This is a genomic window from Rhodococcus sp. 14-2483-1-1 (assembly GCF_002259335.1).
GTDB lineage: Bacteria > Actinomycetota > Actinomycetes > Mycobacteriales > Mycobacteriaceae > Rhodococcoides.
The window spans coordinates 1-973 of record NZ_NPFX01000036.1 but is presented as its reverse complement, the minus strand read 5'-3'; the positions used below and the strand labels follow the sequence as shown (position 1 = coordinate 973).

Sequence of the window (973 nt, the reverse complement as noted above, 5' to 3'; positions counted from 1 at the left end):
AGATCACCAAGGTTCTTGTTGCCAATCGTGGTGAGATCGCGGTGCGGGTGATCCGGGCGGCTGCTGATGCCGGGTTGGCCAGTGTCGCTGTCTACGCCGAACCCGACGCCGATGCCCCGTTCGTCCGCCTCGCCGACGAAGCATTCGCCCTCGGCGGGCAGTCCTCGGCCGAATCCTATTTGGTGATCGACAAAATTTTGGATGCCGCCGCCAAGTCCGGCGCCGACGCCATCCACCCCGGCTACGGATTCCTCTCCGAGAACGCCGACTTCGCCCAAGCCGTCCTCGACGCAGGCCTGATCTGGATCGGGCCGTCCCCGCAGTCCATCCGCGACCTCGGCGACAAGGTCACCGCCCGCCACATCGCCGCCCGCGCCAAAGCACCGTCGGTCCCGGGCACCTCCGAACCGGTGAAAGACGCGGACGAAATTTTGGCGTTCGTCGACGAACACGGCCTGCCGATCGCGATCAAAGCCGCGTTCGGTGGCGGTGGCCGCGGTATGAAGGTCGCCCGCACCCGCGAGGAAATCCCCGAACTGTTCGACTCCGCCACCCGCGAAGCCGTCGCCGCGTTCGGTCGTGGGGAATGCTTCGTCGAGCGCTACCTCGACAAACCACGCCACGTCGAAGCGCAGGTCATCGCCGATCAGCACGGCAACGTCATCGTCGCCGGCACCCGCGACTGCTCGCTGCAACGCCGCTTCCAGAAACTCGTCGAAGAAGCCCCCGCCCCGTTCCTCACCGACGCCCAACGCAAAGAAATCCACTCCAGCGCCAAAGCCATCTGCCTCGAAGCCGGCTACTACGGCGCCGGAACCGTCGAATACCTCGTCGGCCAGGACGGACTCGTCTCCTTCCTGGAAGTCAACACCCGCCTGCAGGTCGAGCATCCCGTCACCGAGGAAACCTCCGGCATCGACCTGGTGCTGCAACAGTTCCGCATCGCCAACGGCGAAGAACTCTCGATCACCGA

At 65.3% G+C, this 973-nt stretch carries 1 protein-coding gene; it reads left to right on the top strand.

Annotated elements, in window-relative coordinates; all coding sequences use genetic code 11:
• Window positions 1-2: 2 nt before the first annotated feature.
• The coding region (locus tag CH294_RS27155) for a biotin carboxylase N-terminal domain-containing protein (RefSeq protein ID WP_249305525.1) at window positions 3-973 on the top strand (971 nt) is incomplete at its 3' end.